Here is a 16,053-nt window from a genome sequence, read left to right on the forward strand (position 1 = left end):
TCTATACACTCATTTTTTTCTACACAATCATTTTTCTACACAATCATTTTTCGGCACAATTGGAGCGACTATGCTGGAGTCTTATCATCCCCCGACAGATCCTTGGTTATATGTGCTGTATCAGGATGAGCACATTATGGTTGTTAATAAACCCAGCGGATTACTTTCTGTGCCGGGCAAAGCAGAAGAGCACAAAGACAGTATCATGAAGCGGGTACAGGCCGAGTTTCCCGCTGCGGAATCCGTACATCGATTAGATATGGCTACCAGCGGTATCATGGTTGTTGCGCTGACTAAAGCGGCTGAACGCGAATTGAAACGTCAGTTCCGTGAACGCGAACCGAAAAAAGTCTATATCGCGCGGGTGTGGGGAAAACTGGAGCCGGAAGCCGGGTTGGTGGATTTACCGTTGATCTGCGACTGGCCAAATCGCCCGAAACAGAAGGTCTGTTTTGAAACAGGCAAGTCGGCGCAGACAGAATATCAGGTACTTGAATATGAAGCTCAGGCAACGCGCGTAAGACTGGCGCCAATTACCGGACGTTCCCATCAGCTCCGTGTACATATGCTGGCACTGGGCAATCCCATTCTGGGGGATCGGTTCTATGCCCATACACAGGCAAGGGAATTGGCGCCTCGCCTGCAATTACATGCCCAAGAGCTATTCATTACTCATCCCGCTTATGGCACCCCCATGCATTTTGAGTGCAACGCGGATTTTTAACGAATGCTCTTTGGGGATACCGGGATGTGCCATTTAAAATAAGTGCTATTTAAAGCCCTTCTCTTTTTTAATCAAATCATAAGCGGATTGGATAGACTGCGTTTTTTGTTTCGCCAGTTCCATCATTTCTGGTGGTAAACCTTTTGCCACCAATTTATCAGGATGGTGTTCACTCATCAGTTTTCGATAAGCCCGCTTAATAGTTGTCGCATCATCATGCTCATTGACCCCCAATACCTTACAGGCATCTGCCAATGTCGCCCGTGGCTGCCCATGGTTTTGGTAATGCCCGTATCGCTGATGCTGCCCACCGGAATGATGCCCGTCAAAATGACGCCCTCCTTCCATCATGGCAAGGAATTGTTCAAATTGAATACGGGAGATCCCCAGTTCTTCAGCGATGACAAACAGCACTTTTCTTTCGTTGGGATGCAGTTCACCATCCGCAAACGCAGCCTGTAACTGGATTTCCAGAAACATACGAGTCAGGTCAGAACGACCAAAACAGGCACGCCGTAACTGGCGCAATGTTTCACGCAAGGGGAATTGAGGCTGTTTACCCTCACGAAATGCCCGCTGGGCGGCAAGCCTTGCTTCACCATGCAGTTGCATTCTGTCCATCAGTTGAGTGGCGAGCCGGATATCCGTTTCGGTTACCCGGCCTTTTGCCTTGGTGATATGTCCCAGTACTTGAAAAGTACTGCGAAAAAACAGCGCTTGTCGGGTGGGGCCTTTAGTGGAATGACCCAAATTTCGTGTCCTGACTTTGTCAAGCAGGTGGCCCAGCAACACGCCAATCACGATCCCCCAAAAACCCGCACCGGACGCAATACCAAATATTAATCCGAATAATTTTCCCCAATACTGCATATAGTCTTCAATTCCCCAATGCCCTGAGCGCAATTTTGCATTATCATACTGTCCATTATCATACTATCCATTAAGCTCTGTGCCTAACAGCAAGATAAGCAAAGTTAAACTTTACTCTGGTGCATATATTTCAACTACGTTAGTCTCTGAACATTTGCCGGCACGATGGCACTGATGACGGAACCGCATAAACATCTATGAACAAATGTTATCCTACCCTGCTGGCCACCATGGTATGGGCCGCAATTTACAGTCAGCAAGCCCATGCTGACCTTGCAGCACAATGTATGTTGGGTATCCCTGTCTACGATAAACCGATTATCACAGGCGATCCCAATAAAATGCCCATTAACATTAAATCCGATGATACTCGTGGCGAATATCCCAATGCGGTTGAGTTCATTGGTCATGTTGATATTCAACAGGGAAACAAAACGCTGACAGCCGATAAAGTCAGGCTCGAACAAACACAAGATAAAGGCCCCATTCGGACCATTACCGCAACCGGTAATGTCAGCTATGATGACCCGCAGATCATTTTGAAGGGACCTCGTGCCTGGTCTAATTTAAGCAATAAAGACACCGACGTGGAACAGGGCAAATACCAGATGGTGGGTCGTCAGGGGCGTGGTAGCGCAGATAAGATGATGCTGCGTGACGAAAACCGCTATACCATTTTGGATAACGGGATATTCACCTCTTGCCTGCCGGGCAATGATAGCTGGAGTGTAGTCGGTTCCGAAGTGATTCTGGATCGCGCGGAAGAAGTGGCTGAAATCTGGAACGCCCGTTTTCGGGTTGCCAATGTCCCGGTGTTTTACAGCCCGTATTTGCAGTTACCGATGGGTGATAAACGCCGCTCCGGTTTCCTGATCCCCAATGCCAGTTTCTCCAATAAAGACGGTTTCCAGTTCCTGCTGCCTTATTACTGGAATATAGCGCCCAATTATGATGCCACAATTACCCCGCACCTTATCACGATGCGCGGTTTGAAACTGGATAATGAATTCCGTTATTTGACCCAGGCCGGTACGGGGACGGTGGCATACGATTGGATTGGTCGCGACCGTCTGTATGAAGAGGATTACCCTGAACGGAATAATAGCAAACGCTGGTTATTCTACTGGAACCATAGCGGTGTTATGAATCAGGTTTGGCGTTTCAGTGCTGATTATACCAAAGTCAGTGACCCGCGCTATTTTACTGACTTCACTTCACAATATGGCTCCAGTACGGATGGCTATGCAACCCAGAAATTCAGCATTGGCTACGCGCAACAAAACTGGAATGCGACGTTGGCCACCAAACAGTTCCAGCTCTTTACCGTGAGTGATGGCATAGAAGCGTACCGGACTGCACCCCAACTGGATCTCAATTACTACAAAAATGATCTTGGGCCATTTGATTTCCATTCCTATGCTCAAATCGCTAAATTAACCAGTGTAGGGAAAAACAACCCTGATGCGACACGCTGGCATCTGGAACCTTCTATCAATTTACCCCTCTCCAATGGTTGGGCTAGCATTAATAATGAATTTAAATTGATGGCAACCCATTACCAACAGGGTATTCCTGCCAAAGCCAAAAAAGAAATATCCACATTAGAAAGTTCGGTCACACGTGTCCTGCCAATGTTTAAATCTGATGCCAAAATGGTGTTTGAACGCGCTATGTATTTTGATCAGGATTATACTCAAACATTGGAGCCTCGTATTCAGTATCTGTATGTTCCTTATAAGAATCAAAATAACATTTACAACTATGATTCTTCTTTGCTACAGGCAAATTATACAGGTCTGTTCCGCGATCGTTTCTACGGTGGTCTGGATCGTATTTCGTCAGCCAATCAATTTACTAGCGGTGTCACCACTCGTATTTATGATAAAGATTTAGTTGAACGTTTTAACCTATCCATGGGTCAAATCTACTACTTTGAACCTCCACGAGTAAAAGACACTGATTCCGCTCCAAACAAGACAGACATTATTGGTGCCCAGAAAAATACAGGTTCTCTGACATGGGCAGGAGATGCTGAATGGAAAATCAATGATTCATGGGGGCTTAAAGGTGGGCTGCAATATGATACCCGCCTGAGCAGTGTGGCGATGGGAAATGCAATCGTGGAATACCGCCACGATGCAGACCGTCTGATTCAACTGAGCTATCGTTTTGTCGATCGTGATTATATTCAGAATACTCTCAAGGATAAGAATAATAGGGATAGAGCACCTGCTTACCAGCAGGGTATTTCGCAGGTAGGTATGGTGGCAAGCTGGCCATTGACTGATCGCTGGGCGTTTGTGGGAGCGTATTATTATGATACCAAAGAGAAACAACCGGCAAACCAGATGGTGGGGCTGCAATACAACACTTGTTGCTGGGCCGTCAATGTGGGTTATGAACGCAAAATCGTCAACTGGCGGTTCGATAGCAGTCAATATGACAACAAATGGTCATTCAATGTTGAACTTCGTGGCCTAAGTAACAATCACAGTTTGGGTAGCCAGAAAATGTTGCAACAGGGTATTCTTCCGTACCAACGCGCATTCTGATACCGATAAACGCAACGTAAACACAATAACCCCGCCAAGGCGGGTTTGATATGATGGGAAATGTATGAAGAACTGGAGATCGCTCATTCTCGGATTGATGTTTTCAGTAAACACGGTCGCAATAGCAGCTCCGCAGGAACTTAATAAAGTGGCTGCTGTTGTTAACAATGATGTCGTGCTGGAAAGTGACGTCAACAGCCTCTTACAATCCGTTACACTCAATGCAAAACAGGCAGGCCAGCAAATACCGGATGAGAAAGCCCTGCGTCATCAGATCCTTGAACGCCTAATTATGGATGACATCATTCTGCAAATGGCAAAACGGATGCAGATTACGATCCCTGATCAAGCCTTAGATTCTGCGATCGCCAATATTTCAGCTCAGAACCATTTGAGCCTGGATCAGTTGAAACAAAGCCTGACCGCAGAGGGGATGAATTTTGATACCTATCGCAATCAAATCCGCAAGGAAATGACCATCGCGGAAGTGCGCAATAATGAAGTGCGCCGCCGCATCTCTATCCTGCCACAGGAAGTGGACTCACTGGCTAATCAGCTCGACGGCCAAAATAGCCATGACACGGAATTGAACATCAGCCATATCCTGATCCCGTTGCCGGAAAATCCGAATCAGGATCAGGTCGAGAAAGCCGAGGGCACGGTCAAAAAAATCTTGTCTGAACTGAAAAGCGGCGTGGATTTCGGCAAATTGGCTATCGCCTATTCTGGTGATACCCAAGCCCTGAAAGGGGGAAATATGGGCTGGAACAAACTGCAAGAATTGCCGACCCTGTTTGCTGAACAGCTTCAATCTGCACAAAAGGGGCAGATTATTGGTCCAGTTCGTTCTGGTGTTGGTTTTCACATTCTGAAAGTGAATGATATCCGTGGTAGTCAAATGCCGATTGCGGTCACAGAAGTGAATGCCCGTCATATTCTGCTGAAATCATCACCGGTTATGGACGACGAAAAAGCCCGTAGCGAGTTGATGAAACTCAGGGAAGAAATCATCAGTGGCAAAATCACATTCGAAGAAGCCGCAAAAGAACATTCTGAAGATCCGGGTTCAGCCATGCGGGGTGGCGAGCTGGGCTGGAATTTGCCGAGTGCTTATGACCCGGCTTTCCGTGACGCATTGATGAAACTGCAAAAAGGTGAACTCAGCCAGCCCGTTCATTCCTCTTTCGGTTGGCATTTAATCCAATTGCTGGATAGCCGTAAAGTTGACAGAACCGATACCGCACAGAAAGATCGTGCCTACCGTCTGCTGTTCAACCGCAAGTTCAATGAAGAAGTGCAAAACTGGATGCAGGAGTTACGCGCCTCCGCTTATGTGAAAATTTTAGATGGTAGCGATGCACAACAATAAACCTATTATCATCACCCCCGGCGAACCAGCCGGGGTTGGCCCGGATTTAGTCATAGCCCTCGCCCAAAAAGAGTGGCCGGTTCAATTAGTGGTTTGTGCCGACCCGGAGCTGATGCTTTCCAGAGCCAGGCAACTGAATTTACCCCTCAAACTACAAACTTATTCCCCTGAGCCGGCCTCTTTATCACCAATAGATTCGTCACAAATAGACTCATCACAAATAGCGTCATCACAGGCAGCCGGCACGCTGACTATCCTGCCGGTTTATCTCCGGTCACCGACGATTGCCGGTGAATTGAACCGGGAAAACGGGACTTATGTCACTGAAACCCTGGCAAAAGCCTGTGAGGGTTGCCTGAATGGGGAGTTCTCTGCCCTGGTAACAGGACCGGTACATAAAGGCGTCATTAATGAAGCCGGGGTACCTTTTACCGGGCATACTGAGTTTTTTGCTGACCACAGCCAATGTTCAAGAGTGGTCATGATGTTGGCAACAGAAGAACTTCGGGTGGCGCTGGCAACGACACACCTGCCCATTTTAGATGTCCCCAAGGCGATTACTTTTGATTCCTTGAGGGAGGTTGTCACGATCCTCAACCATGACCTGAAAACCAAATTCGGTATCTCCCGTCCCCATATCTATGTTTGCGGCCTCAATCCCCATGCTGGTGAGGGCGGGCATATGGGACGTGAAGAAATAGACGTGATCATTCCGGCATTAGACAGTCTGAGGGCGGAAGGAATATGGTTGGAAGGTCCATTGCCTGCGGATACCCTGTTTCAGCCCAAATATTTGGATAATGCCGATGCGGTGCTTTCTATGTATCACGATCAGGGGCTACCCGTGTTAAAATACCAAGGTTTTGGCAGAGCCGTGAATATCACCTTGGGTCTGCCATTTATCCGAACTTCTGTCGATCATGGCACAGCACTGGAGCTGGCAGGGACAGGTCAAGCTGATGTGGGTAGTTTTATCACCGCATTAAATCTCGCAATTAAAATGATACAAAACAGTAATGAATAATAAAGTCCATCAAGGGCACCATGCCCGTAAACGTTTCGGGCAAAACTTTTTAACCGATCAGTTTATTATTGACAGCATTGTCGATGCACTCAACCCACAAGCCGGTCAGGCGGTAGTGGAAATTGGCCCGGGTCTGGGAGCACTGACTGAACCCGTCGGGGCGCGCATGGATAAAATGACCGTCGTCGAACTTGACCGCGATCTGGCAGCCAGACTGCATGTCCATCCGAAATTGAAAGATAAGCTGACCATCATTCAACAAGATGCAATGACGGTTGATTTTAGCCAGATTGCCAAAGAGCGCGGGCAATCGCTGCGGGTGTTTGGTAATCTTCCTTATAATATTTCCACCCCATTGATGTTTCATCTTTTCAGCTATACTGATGCCATTGCTGACATGAGCTTTATGTTACAAAAAGAAGTGGTGAATCGCCTTGTCGCCGGCCCTGGCAGTAAAGCCTTCGGGCGCTTAAGTGTGATGGCTCAATACTATTGTCAGGTCATTCCTGTTCTTGAAGTGCCGCCCACGGCATTTACGCCGGCCCCCAAAGTGGATTCCGCCGTTGTACGTTTGATCCCATATAAGACCCTGCCTCATCCGGTTCAGGACATTCGTATGCTAGCCCGGATCACAACCCAGGCATTTAACCAACGGAGAAAGACTATCCGTAACAGCCTTGGAAATATTTTTTCCGTTGAACAGTTATCTGAACTGGGCGTTGACCCAACGACCCGGGCGGAAAACATCTCTGTCGAGCAATACTGTAAAATGGCAAATTGGTTATCGTCTCAGTCTAAAGTTGTTTGAAATTAACAAACAGCCGTTACAGTAACAGGAGGCACTTATGCTCAATGAACCCAGAATTTATATTCAAGTACAAAGTACCTATGTAGAAAGTCAATCACAGCCGGAGCAACAACGCTTTGTGTTTGCTTATACAATATCAATTCGCAATCTTGGGCATTTCCCAGTGCAACTGATTAGCCGTTACTGGCGGATTACCAACAGCGACGGTCACAAAACCGAGGTTCAGGGTGAAGGGGTTGTGGGACAACAACCTTTGATCCCACCGGGAGCAGAGTATCGTTACAGCAGCGGAACGGTTCTGGAAACACCGCTGGGCACCATGGAAGGCCACTATGAAATGCTGGATCAAGACGGTCGTCCATTTCGTACCGCCATTCCTGTATTTCGACTGGCCATTCCGACACTGATAAATTAATTATGGCAACCTACCTCATCGGCGATATTCACGGTTGTTATCGTGAATTACGCACCTTATTAGCACACGTTGATTTTCATCCTGCTAACGATACGTTATGGCTGACGGGCGATTTGGTTGCCCGTGGCCCTGACTCACTGGCCGTACTTCGTTATATCAAGCAACTCGGCTCTGCGGCTAAGCTGGTGTTGGGTAATCACGATCTCCATCTGTTGGCGGTTTACGCAAAAATCAGCCGTAATAAACCGAAAGACTTGCTGGATGAATTGCTTGCGGCACCCGATATTGATGAATTAATCAATTGGCTGAGAAAACAGCCCGTTTTACAGATCGATGATGAATTGAAACTGGTCATGGCACATGCAGGGCTCACGCCACAATGGGATTTAGCCACGGCCAGAACCTGTGCCCGTGAAGTCGAGGCCATTCTTCGCAGTGACAGTTATCCTTTATTTCTCAATGCCATGTATGGGGACATGCCCAATAACTGGGCTCCTGAGTTAAGTGGTCTGGCCCGGCTGCGTTACAGTACCAATGTGCTGACCCGAATGCGTTATTGTTTCCCGAATGGTCAGTTGGATATGATCTGTAAATCTAAACCGGAGAATGCCCCGGCGCCACTGAAACCCTGGTTTGAATTGCCGCGCAACCTGCCTGAAGATTATTCAATTGCATTTGGTCATTGGGCTGCCTTGGAAGGACGAGGCGTCCCCGGGGGTATTTATGCTTTGGATACAGGCTGCTGTTGGGGAGGTAAATTGACGATGCTGCGTTGGGAAGATAAACAGTATTTCAATCAGGCTTCAATGCTCACAAAATCAAAAGCGTGAATTAATGACACCGGAGTGCCTAAAGGCACTCCGCACGCAAGAATAGGATCACTCTCGACGTTCTAAGATTTCAAAACAATAGCTATGCGAATTGTTTTCATCTTCATCGTGATATTCAGTAAAAACTGAATTCCACTCATCAGGTTCATAATCAGGGAAGTGTGTATCACCAATCACTTCTGCATCAATGTGGGTCAAATACATACGGTTAGCCAGAGGAATAAACTGCTCATAAATCTTTCCTCCTCCTATCACCATCACTTCTTCAACCTCACCAGCCGCAGCCAGAGCCGCCTCGATAGAGCTGACCCAAGTGACCCGATCATCACTTGCTGGTTGACTGCTGATCACGATATTCAGGCGTCCCGGTAAAGGGCGGCCAATCGATTCATAAGTAACTCGCCCCATCACGACCGGTTTCCCGAGTGTGTTGCGTTTGAACCAGGCTAAATCACCTGGCAGAGTCCACGGCATGGAGTTTTCCATACCAATAACTCGATCCATAGCCATCGCAGCAATCAAGCTGATATTCATTAAGTCACCTTACAGGCAAGTAGTATGAAAATTTGGGACACTATACGGAAAGGGTTTCCCTCAGTCGATAAGATTAGCAATTTATTCAGAACAAACCGCCAGTTTACACACGAATTGTTAAACAATTTATTGCTAATCAAATCCTTGGTTAACAGATGGGAGGCCGGTAGGGCTAACAACGAGTTGCCCGGCAACGCCACGATCGGCCATTTCCAATATTTGGCTGTAATACATGAAGGGGAAATGCTTATAAGACGGCTGCACCATGTTAACCAGTAGTTCTGCCCGCTCATCAATCCAAATCGTATCTTTCCATCCATAATCCTGCGGTTCTGGACGACTTCCATTAAGGCTGATGACTTTAAATCTTACGCCTTCAATATGAAAAGGCTGGGGTATTGAGGTTGTGATTATCCAACGTTCCCATGCCCCTTGTTGACTGGCGATGTCGATTCGATCTTCATCCAGTAATGAACCATTGATCCCTTGTGAAGCCCCTCCCAAAACAAGCTGCCGGCTTCGGATGGAAGAATCGATTTGTGGGTTGTCAACCACAAGCTGGGAAGGCAATTGATCCGTGACCAAAGGGAGTAATCCACTGGCTTTGAGCGTTAATACCGTGGTTGATAACAATTTGGTTGAAGATTCAAACAACCCTTTCAGGCGATCCATCACGCCAGCGGATTCCCCCGCCGTGATAGTCACACTTTCCACTTTCGACATATCAATCAAGACCTCACGACGTTCGCCCGGCGCCAGTGACAGTTGCTGTACCGCCACAGGCGCTGGCAGCAAACCCTGATCAGTGCCAATCATAGAGAAAGGGCGCCCATCACTGAGCTGCAATTGATATCGCCGGGCATTAGAGGCGTTCAGCAAACGTAACCTAACCCAGCCTCTGGCAACGTCGACAAACGGATTTTCAACCCCGTTCACCATCAAAGTATCACCAAGGAAACCCTGATGGTCTGGCGGGTTATATTGCGGTGCACCAAAATTATCCAGTCGCTTATCCTGCAAAATCACCGGAAAATCATCGACACCATAATGTTGAGGCAAGGGTAAGCGACGGCTGTCTTCATCTTCCACCAGCCACATGCCGGCCAGACCCGTATAAACCTGCTGTGCCATTCGATTCGGGGTATTGGCATGATACCAGCAGGTTGCCGAAGGTTGAGTAATGGGGATAACCGGCGACCAGTTTTCACCCGGTGCCATCAGGCGTGCCGCGCCGCCCATTAGGGTTCCGGGCACCAACAAACCACCCACGGTCATTGAAACGGGTTCAGACAGTCGGTTGCTATATATCAGTTTTACATTATCACCCCGACGAACCCGAATAGTCGGCCCGAGATAGTGTCCATTAATCCCCCAAACTTTCACTTTATTATGACCATTAAACGACCAGCTAGCGTTCTGTATGGCTAAAAAGAGCGGTTGCCCGTCCCGGGATTCCAGTAAGGGAGGAAGCGGTAATTTCGTTTGTTTATTTTTATTGGCTCGAACCGCAAAAGGAAGCGCCCCTAAACACATTGCCAAACCAGATGCCTGAATAAATTGGCGCCGACTCAGTGACATACTTTCTCCACAGCAGGAATAGTCCTTACAATATGAACAGTACTTACAATATGAACAGTATTTACGATATGAACAGCATTTACGATAGGAATAGCAATCCAAAATGGTTGTTTACATAAAAATAAACACTCACAATGACTAAAAAATTCAAATAATGACTGGGATGAATACGCCGATATTGTGGCTATCAGGACTTATTATTCTATCGATTGCGTTTAATAAAAACGTTAATTTATTAAACGCAATCATATCGCGAATAGGAGAGAAATTCTAAAACTATCTTAAATTGATAGGCAGAATGAGACCCACATGCAGGGAATATAGTGGGTAATATTGGTCGCTTTGTCGCCAATCGCCATTATCTTCGCTTATCAAGCGCCTCGACTTCTTTATCCAACTCTTCAATTTTAGCTTGCATCATTTGCCGGCAATGCGCGGCCAATTCACGAACCTGCTCTTTGGTATATTTCGTGGTATCAATCGGAGGCAACATTTCGACAATCACCGTGCCATTATCCCAACGATTCAGCTTTATTTTCTTGTGGGTTGAAGAAACACAAACCGGCACGATAGGCACACCTGCTGCAATGGCGGCATGAAAAGCCCCTGTTTTAAACGGCAGCAATCCACGGCCACGACTGCGTGTTCCTTCCGGAAACATCCAGACAGAAACCTGACGTTTTGTGATCTGATCGACAACCTGTGAAATCGTTCCGTGGGCTTTTGTCCGGTTATCCCTATCAATCAAAATATTGCCCGTCAGCCAATAAATTTGGCCAAAGAAGGGAATAAACACCAGACTCTTCTTACCTACCGTGACGGTACGTGGCTGTACTGCATTAGACATGGTAATCATGTCGTAATTGTTTTGATGGTTACCAATATAAATACTGGGCCCAAATTCCTTGGCATCTGCCGGAATACGCTCCTGTAGCTTAATCCCAAATATTTTATGCAATTTGCCAAACGCATGACCGAAAGTCATGACATGACGTGGATCGCGGGGGCTGAATAAACAGTAGATACAACCAAAAAAACAGATCAAGATGGTAAACAGAACAACAATAATTCCACGAATGATTGCTAGCATAGCGGCCTCTTGCAGAGCAGGCCAGTATCATACTGGCCTGCAATTTATATTGTTACCCAACTTATTTATTGCTTGGGCATTTCCACTTCAACACGTTCCACGCGCTGTAATCCGCGAGGCAGTGAGGTTCCTTTGCGCCCCCTCTCTGCCCTGAATTTCTGCAGGTCTTCTGGACGGAGCAGGAGTTTCCGCTTACCAAAGTAGAGCGTGACAGAGGATTGTGGAGCCAATACCAATAACCAACTCAGCATATCTTCCCCTGATGCAGCCTGAGCCGCCGGGACAGAAACAATTTTGTTGCCTTTGCCTTTCGAAAGCTGGGGAAGATCAGCCACAGGGAACATCAACATGCGACCCGCTTTGGTAATCGCCAGCAGCATATCATCCTGCTCGTTGTTAATCTCCAAGGGAGGCATCACTTTGGCATTTTCAGGCAGGGTAATCAACGCCTTACCCGCACGGTTCTTGGCGATCAGATCGCTGAAAGAGCAGATAAAACCATAACCCGCATCGGATGCCATCAAGAGTTTTTGTTCTTCTTTTGCCATCAGAAGATGCTCAACTGACGCTCCGGCCGGCAGTGCCAATTTCCCCGTCAACGGTTCACCCTGCCCTCTGGCTGACGGCAAATCCAGCGGATCAAGGGAATAACTGCGCCCGGTGTTATCAATAAAGACCACGGGTTGGTTGCTTTTACCACGTACTGCACTGCGGAAGCTGTCACCCGATTTGTAATTCAAACCGGATGGATCAATCTCATGGCCTTTCGCACTACGCACCCAGCCCATTTCAGACATGACAACCGTAATCGGCTCAGATGGCAGGATGTCATGATCACTCATGGCTTTCGCTTCTGTACGCTCTTTCAACGGAGAACGGCGGACATCACCGTAGTTTTCCGCATCGGCAATAATCTCTTTTTTCAGCAGGGTACTTAACTTGCGTTCAGATCCCAGAATCGCCTGAAGTTTGTCACGTTCTTTCGCCAGTTCACCCTGTTCACCACGAATTTTGACTTCTTCCAGCTTCGCCAAATGACGTAATTTCAATTCCAGAATGGCTTCGGCCTGTGTTTCGGTTAACCCAAAACGCTGCATCAGCACTGATTTTGGCTCATCTTCATGGCGAATCAGGTGGATCACCTCATCAATGTTGAGGTATGCCACCAGTAAACCTTCCAGAATGTGCAAGCGTTTCAGGACTTTTTCCAAGCGGTGATTCAGGCGGTTACGCACGGTTTCACGGCGGAAAACCAGCCACTCACTGAGGATTTCAACCAGACCTTTCACCGCAGGACGGTTATCCAGACCGATCATGTTGAGGTTAACGCGATAGCTTTTTTCCAAATCGGTGGTCACAAACAGATGGTTCATGACTTGTTCAACATCCACCCGATTAGTCCGTGGAACAATCACCAGCCGGGTTGGATTTTCGTGATCGGATTCATCACGCAGATCCTCCACCATCGGCAGCTTCTTCGCCCGCATTTGGCTGGCAATCTGCTCTAAGATTTTCGCGCCGGAGACCTGATGTGGCAGAGCGGTAATGACAACGTTGCTCTCTTCTTTCGACCAGATCGCCCGCATACGTACCGAACCACGGCCATTTTTGTAAATCTTGCGGATATCTTCTTTTGGCGTGATGATTTCGGCTTCGGTTGGATAGTCCGGTCCCCTGACATACTCCATCGCCTCATCCAGCGAGAGGTCTGGCTTATCCAGCATGGCGATCAGCGCACTCGCCACCTCACGGGCGTTGTGCGGCGGAATGTCTGTCGCCATACCAACGGCAATGCCCGTGGTGCCATTCAGCAGAATATTGGGCAGGCGGGCAGGCAGCATTTTCGGCTCCTGCAATGTGCCGTCAAAGTTTGGCACCCAATCTACGGTGCCTTGTCCCAATTCACTCAGCAACAACTCAGCATATTTGGACAAACGGGATTCGGTATAACGCATCGCCGCAAAGGATTTTGGATCATCCGGCGCCCCCCAGTTCCCCTGACCATCGACCAGCGGATAGCGGTATGAGAAAGGCTGCGCCATCAAAACCATGGCTTCATAACATGCCCCGTCACCATGCGGATGGTACTTACCGAGCACATCACCCACGGTACGGGCGGATTTCTTGAATTTGGCGCTGTTGCTCAACCCCAGTTCCGACATCGCATAGACAATACGGCGCTGGACAGGTTTTAAACCATCACCGATAAAAGGCAACGCCCTGTCCATGATGACGTACATGGAGTAATTCAAATAGGCGTTTTCAGTGAACGTGTGAAGCGGCTGGCGCTCCACACCATCGTGAGTTATCTCACTCATGTATTAATTTCCTCAGAATCTGTATTGACTACCTGTGCACTAAACTTCAATGTCGATGGAATCACCTTTCTCTTGCAGCCAGTTGCGGCGATCTTCTGAACGCTTTTTCGCCAGAAGCATATCCATGACTGAGAGGGTTTCCTGATAATTGTCATCGTCGATAGTCAATTGCACCAGACGGCGAGTATTGGGGTCTAATGTGGTTTCGCGCAATTGTATCGGGTTCATTTCACCCAACCCTTTAAAACGCTGAACATTCGGTTTACCCCGTTTGCGGCTCAAGCGATCCAGTATGGCGTTCTTTTCCCCTTCATCCAGCGCATAATGCACTTCTTTGCCGAGGTCGATGCGGTACAGTGGCGGCATTGCCATATAGACGTGCCCGCGTTTCACCAGAGTCGGGAAGTGGCGGACAAACAAGGCACACAGCAGGGTTGCAATGTGCAATCCATCGGAATCCGCATCCGCCAGTATGCAGACTTTACCGTAGCGAAGCTGGCTCAGGTCGTCACTATCCGGATCGATGCCAATCGCGACAGAAATATCATGCACTTCCTGCGAGGCCAGGACTTCGTCCGAAGAAACTTCCCATGTGTTCAGGATCTTGCCGCGCAGTGGCATGATCGCCTGAAATTCACGGTCACGGGCTTGCTTGGCAGAGCCACCGGCCGAATCCCCTTCCACCAAAAACAGTTCCGTGATATTGAGATCTTGTGCGGTACAGTCAGCTAATTTGCCCGGCAATGCAGGGCCGTTGGTCAGCTTTTTACGGACCACTTTCTTTGCCGCTCGCATCCTGCGCTGCGCACTGGCAATTGCCATTTCAGCAAGTTGTTCTGCATCCTGAATATGCTGGTTTAACCATAAGCTGAATGCATCTTTCACCACGCCCGAAACGAAAGCTGCAGACTGGCGGGAAGAGAGGCGTTCTTTGGTTTGGCCGGCAAATTGCGGGTCCTGCATTTTCAGGGATAATACGTAGGCACAGCGATCCCAGATATCATCGGCAGAGAGTTTAACCCCGCGTGGCAATATATTGCGGAATTCACAGAATTCACGCATGGCATCCAACAAACCCTGGCGCAAACCATTAACATGAGTTCCCCCTTGTACGGTTGGGATCAGGTTAACGTAACTTTCTGCCAGTAATTCGCCACCTTCCGGCAACCAGAGCAATGCCCAGTCAACGGCTTCGGTCTCCCCGCTGAGGCTGCCGACAAAGGGCGCCTGTGGCAGCGTTACCAGCCCATTGACGGCTTCCAGCAGATAATCTGTCAGTCCATCGGCATAGCACCATTTTTGTACCGTATCATTCAGTTTGTCCTTGAAGACGATTTCAACGCCCGGACACAATACCGCCTTGGCTTTGAGCAAATGGGTCAAACGAGTGACAGAGAAACGGGGAATATCGAAATAGCTTTCATCCGGCCAAAAGTGGACACTCGTCCCGGTGTTGCGCTTACCACAACTGCCGATGACTTCCAGCTCTTGTACTTTTTCACCGTTTTCAAAGGCAATCTGATGAACCTGACTGTCGCGACGAACGGTGACTTCCACCCGTTTGGACAAGGCGTTAACCACTGAGATCCCAACGCCATGCAAGCCACCAGAAAATTGGTAATTTTTATTGGAAAATTTTCCCCCCGCATGCAGGCGGGTGAGGATCAATTCAACAGCAGAAACTTTTTCTTCAGGATGGATATCAACCGGCATACCACGGCCATCATCTATCACTTCCAGAGACTGATCGCTGTGAAGGATTACTTCAATATGCTTCGCGTGGCCAGCCAGAGCTTCGTCCACACTGTTATCGATCACTTCCTGCGCCAGATGGTTCGGACGGGCTGTATCAGTATACATACCGGGACGACGACGAACTGGCTCCAGGCCACTGAGGACTTCAATGGCCTCTGCGTTGTAACTAGATTGAGTCATGTTGTA

13 protein-coding genes are annotated in these 16,053 nt (G+C 48.1%); 7 read left to right on the plus strand and 6 right to left on the minus strand.

Annotated elements, in window-relative coordinates; all coding sequences use genetic code 11:
• The first annotated feature begins 70 nt into the window (after nt 1–70).
• Nucleotides 71–724, plus strand: a complete 654-nt coding sequence (rluA, locus tag Xbed_RS09870; protein WP_086112757.1) for a bifunctional tRNA pseudouridine(32) synthase/23S rRNA pseudouridine(746) synthase RluA — start codon at nt 71–73, stop codon at nt 722–724.
• Between the two features lie 45 nt (nt 725–769).
• On the opposite strand, the gene djlA is transcribed toward rluA, so the two are convergent.
• Nucleotides 770–1,594: a co-chaperone DjlA gene (gene djlA / locus Xbed_RS09875; RefSeq protein ID WP_086112758.1), complete on the minus strand. Its 825-nt coding sequence runs from the start codon at nt 1,592–1,594 to the stop codon at nt 770–772.
• Nucleotides 1,595–1,791: 197 nt separating this feature from the next.
• On the opposite strand from djlA, the gene lptD reads away from it, so the two are divergent.
• The 6 genes from lptD to apaH all read left to right on the plus strand — a co-directional run bounded on the left by lptD (nt 1,792) and on the right by apaH (nt 8,592).
• On the plus strand, nt 1,792–4,146 hold the full coding sequence (lptD, locus tag Xbed_RS09880) for an LPS assembly protein LptD (RefSeq protein WP_086112759.1): 2,355 nt from the start codon (nt 1,792–1,794) through the stop codon (nt 4,144–4,146).
• A gap of 64 nt (nt 4,147–4,210) precedes the next feature.
• Nucleotides 4,211–5,515, plus strand: a complete 1,305-nt coding sequence (gene surA / locus Xbed_RS09885) for a peptidylprolyl isomerase SurA (protein ID WP_086112760.1) — start codon at nt 4,211–4,213, stop codon at nt 5,513–5,515.
• The gene (gene pdxA, locus Xbed_RS09890; RefSeq protein WP_208612223.1) at nt 5,502–6,539 is read left to right on the plus strand and encodes a 4-hydroxythreonine-4-phosphate dehydrogenase PdxA; all 1,038 of its coding nucleotides are present in this window, start codon (nt 5,502–5,504) and stop codon (nt 6,537–6,539) included. The genes surA and pdxA overlap by 14 nt, the downstream gene beginning before the upstream one ends.
• The gene (gene rsmA / locus Xbed_RS09895) at nt 6,532–7,347 is read left to right on the plus strand and encodes a 16S rRNA (adenine(1518)-N(6)/adenine(1519)-N(6))-dimethyltransferase RsmA (protein ID WP_086112762.1); all 816 of its coding nucleotides are present in this window, start codon (nt 6,532–6,534) and stop codon (nt 7,345–7,347) included. The genes pdxA and rsmA overlap by 8 nt, the downstream gene beginning before the upstream one ends.
• 37 nt (nt 7,348–7,384) lie before the next feature.
• Nucleotides 7,385–7,762, plus strand: coding sequence for a Co2+/Mg2+ efflux protein ApaG (gene apaG / locus Xbed_RS09900; RefSeq protein ID WP_086112763.1), 378 nt, complete (start codon nt 7,385–7,387; stop codon nt 7,760–7,762).
• Nucleotides 7,763–7,764: 2 nt separating this feature from the next.
• Nucleotides 7,765–8,592 (plus strand): bis(5'-nucleosyl)-tetraphosphatase (symmetrical) ApaH, encoded by an 828-nt coding sequence (apaH, locus tag Xbed_RS09905; RefSeq protein WP_086112764.1) that lies wholly within the window; start codon nt 7,765–7,767, stop codon nt 8,590–8,592.
• A gap of 48 nt (nt 8,593–8,640) precedes the next feature.
• Here the strand turns inward: apaH and folA are convergent, their stop codons facing one another.
• From folA to parE, 5 genes are all read right to left on the minus strand, one after another.
• Nucleotides 8,641–9,126 (minus strand): type 3 dihydrofolate reductase, encoded by a 486-nt coding sequence (gene folA, locus Xbed_RS09910; protein ID WP_086112765.1) that lies wholly within the window; start codon nt 9,124–9,126, stop codon nt 8,641–8,643.
• 132 nt (nt 9,127–9,258) lie between these two features.
• The gene (gene ftsP / locus Xbed_RS09915; RefSeq protein WP_086112766.1) at nt 9,259–10,704 is read right to left on the minus strand and encodes a cell division protein FtsP; all 1,446 of its coding nucleotides are present in this window, start codon (nt 10,702–10,704) and stop codon (nt 9,259–9,261) included.
• A gap of 358 nt (nt 10,705–11,062) precedes the next feature.
• Nucleotides 11,063–11,794: a 1-acylglycerol-3-phosphate O-acyltransferase gene (locus Xbed_RS09920; protein ID WP_086112767.1), complete on the minus strand. Its 732-nt coding sequence runs from the start codon at nt 11,792–11,794 to the stop codon at nt 11,063–11,065.
• Nucleotides 11,795–11,859: 65 nt separating this feature from the next.
• Nucleotides 11,860–14,112, minus strand: a complete 2,253-nt coding sequence (gene parC / locus Xbed_RS09925; RefSeq protein ID WP_086112768.1) for a DNA topoisomerase IV subunit A — start codon at nt 14,110–14,112, stop codon at nt 11,860–11,862.
• A 39-nt stretch (nt 14,113–14,151) separates the two neighbouring features.
• Nucleotides 14,152–16,047, minus strand: coding sequence for a DNA topoisomerase IV subunit B (gene parE, locus Xbed_RS09930; protein ID WP_086112769.1), 1,896 nt, complete (start codon nt 16,045–16,047; stop codon nt 14,152–14,154).
• Nucleotides 16,048–16,053: the final 6 nt, after the last annotated feature.

The organism is Xenorhabdus beddingii, assembly GCF_002127545.1.
Taxonomy (GTDB): Bacteria; Pseudomonadota; Gammaproteobacteria; order Enterobacterales; family Enterobacteriaceae; genus Xenorhabdus; species Xenorhabdus beddingii.